The organism is Micromonospora sp. M51 (genome assembly GCF_018070305.1).
In the GTDB taxonomy this organism is placed as follows: Bacteria; Actinomycetota; Actinomycetes; order Mycobacteriales; family Micromonosporaceae; genus Micromonospora; species Micromonospora parva.
Window position 1 is genome coordinate 1 of record NZ_JAGPXZ010000868.1, and the last position, 2,354, is coordinate 2,354.

General features: G+C 72.2%; 3 protein-coding genes and 1 pseudogene. All 4 read left to right on the forward strand.

The genetic code is table 11. From position 1 onward, the window contains the following. Positions 1-463, forward strand: a 463-nt coding sequence (locus tag KBX53_RS29950; RefSeq protein WP_210863025.1) for an aldehyde dehydrogenase family protein, incomplete at its 5' end; no start/stop codon positions are given. 20 nt (positions 464-483) lie between these two features. Then, on the forward strand, positions 484-1,281 hold the full coding sequence (locus KBX53_RS29955) for a 2-keto-4-pentenoate hydratase (RefSeq protein ID WP_030333489.1): 798 nt from the start codon (positions 484-486) through the stop codon (positions 1,279-1,281). Further along, the gene (locus KBX53_RS29960) at positions 1,278-2,210 is read left to right on the forward strand and encodes an acetaldehyde dehydrogenase (acetylating) (RefSeq protein WP_210863027.1); all 933 of its coding nucleotides are present in this window, start codon (positions 1,278-1,280) and stop codon (positions 2,208-2,210) included. Before KBX53_RS29955 ends, KBX53_RS29960 begins: the two co-directional genes overlap by 4 nt. Next, positions 2,207-2,354 (forward strand): annotated as a pseudogene (locus tag KBX53_RS29965) (4-hydroxy-2-oxovalerate aldolase); the annotation flags it as partial. The gene KBX53_RS29960 and the pseudogene KBX53_RS29965, both read left to right, overlap by 4 nt.

The window sequence follows — 2,354 nt, forward strand, 5'->3', positions numbered from 1 at the left end:
GCACCGCGCGAAGGTGCTCGGCGCGTACGACCTGGCCCGGGCCGAGGGCGCCGAGGTGCTCACCGGTGGCGGCACGCCCACCTTCGGCGACGCCCGCGACGGCGGGTCGTACGTGCAGCCGACGGTGCTCACCGGGCTCGCCCCGGACGCCCGCACCAACCGGGAGGAGATCTTCGGCCCGGTGGTGCACGTCGCGCCGTTCGACACCGAGGACGAGGCGTACGCCCTCGCCAACGGCACCGAGTACGGTCTGGCGGCGACCGTGTGGACCCGGGACGTGGGCGTGGCGCACCGGGCCGGCGCCCGGCTCGACGCCGGCATCGTCTGGGTGAACACCTGGTTCCTGCGGGATCTGCGCACCCCGTTCGGTGGGGTGAAGGCGTCCGGGATCGGTCGTGAGGGCGGCGTGCACTCGCTGAACTTCTACTCCGAACTCACCAACGTCTGCGTGGACCTGTCGTGAGCCGTACCGAGGGAGCGGGCATGGAAGCTGACATCGAGGCCGCCAACCGGGAGTTGGCCGACGCCCGCAGCACCGGCAAGCCGTGCGCGCCGTTGCGGGGCCGGCTGCTGCCGGAGGGCGACGTGGAGTCCGCGTACCGGGTGCAGCAGCTCCAGGCGCGGGCCTGGCAGGGTCGCGGCGAACGCCGGGTCGGCGCGAAGATCGGGTTGACCTCCCGGGCGGTGCAGGAGACCTTCGGGGTGTTCCAGCCGGACTTCGGCATGCTGACCGACGCGATGGCGGTCGGCGACGGGGTCGAGGTGCCCATCGACCGGCTGCTCCAGCCCCGCGTCGAGGCGGAGATCGCCTTCGTGCTCGACAAGGATCTCCCGAACCCGCAGCTCACCACAGTCGACCTGATCCGCGCGGTCGACCACGTGCTGCCGGCGATCGAGATCGTCGACTCACGGATCGCCGCCTGGGACATCTCCATCGTGGACACCGTCGCCGACAACGCCTCCAGCGGGCTCTTCGTGCTCGGCACCACGCCGCGCCGGCTCGCCGACGTCGACCTGCGGCTGTGCGGAATGGTGCTGGAGCACGCCGGTGAGCCGGTCTCCGTCGGTGCGGGCGCGGCCTGCCTGGGCAACCCGCTGCACGCCCTGCAGTGGTTGGCCGGCACCCTCGCCCGGGCCGGCGACCCGCTGCGCGCCGGGGACGTGGTGCTCTCCGGGGCGCTCGGTCCGATGGTGCCGGTCACCCCGGGCGCCGCGTACGAGGCCCGCATCTCCGGGCTCGGCTCGGTGCGTACCTCTTTCAGCAGGGAGGGTTCGGCATGAGCGTCGGTGTGGCGGTGCTCGGTTCCGGCAACATCGGCACCGACCTGATGATCAAAGTGTTGCGATTGAGCGACAGTCTGCGGATGGTGGCGATGGCCGGCATCGACCCGGCCTCCGATGGTCTGGCGCGGGCCCGCCGGCTCGGCGTGGGCACCACCTCCGACGGAGTGGACGGGCTGGTCGCGATGCCCGAGTTCGCCGACGTCGAGCTGGTCTTCGACGCCACCTCGGCGGGCGCGCACCGACGTCACGACGAGGTGCTGCGCGCGCACGGCCGCACTGTGGTCGACCTGACCCCGGCCGCGCTCGGCCCGTACGTGGTGCCGCCGGTCAACCTCGACGAGCACCTGCACGAGCCGAACGTCAACATGGTGACCTGCGGCGGGCAGGCCACAGTGCCGATCGTCGCCGCCGTCCGTCGTGTCACGCCGGTGGCGTACGGCGAGATCGTCGCGTCGATCGCGTCGAAGTCCGCGGGGCCGGGCACCCGCGCCAACATCGACGAGTTCACCGAGACCACGGCCCGGGCCATCGAGGTGGTCGGCGGGGCCGAACGGGGCAAGGCGATCATCGTGCTGAACCCGGCGGACCCGCCGCTGCTGATGCGTGACACCGTCTACTGCCTCTGCCCGGACGCCGACGCCGACACCGGTGCCATCGCGGCCTCGGTGGCGGACATGGTGGCGACGGTGCCGGAGTACGTGCCCGGTTACCGGCTCAAGCAGGACGTGCAGTTCGACCGGGTCGAGACGTACGTGCCGACGCTCGGGCGGCAGATCACCGCGTTGCAGGTGTCGGTCTTCCTGGAGGTCTCCGGTGCCGGGCACTACCTGCCCGCGTACGCCGGCAACCTGGACATCATGACCTCCGCCGCGCTGCGTACGGCGGAGCGGCTGGTCGCCCTGCGGTCGACGGGAGCGGTGGCATGACCGACCTGTACATCCAGGACGTGACGCTGCGCGACGGCATGCACGCCATCGCCCACCGGTACACGGTCGACCAGGTACGGACGATCGCCGCCGCGCTGGACGCCGCCGGGGTGGCCGCCATCGAGGTGGCGCACGGTGACGGGC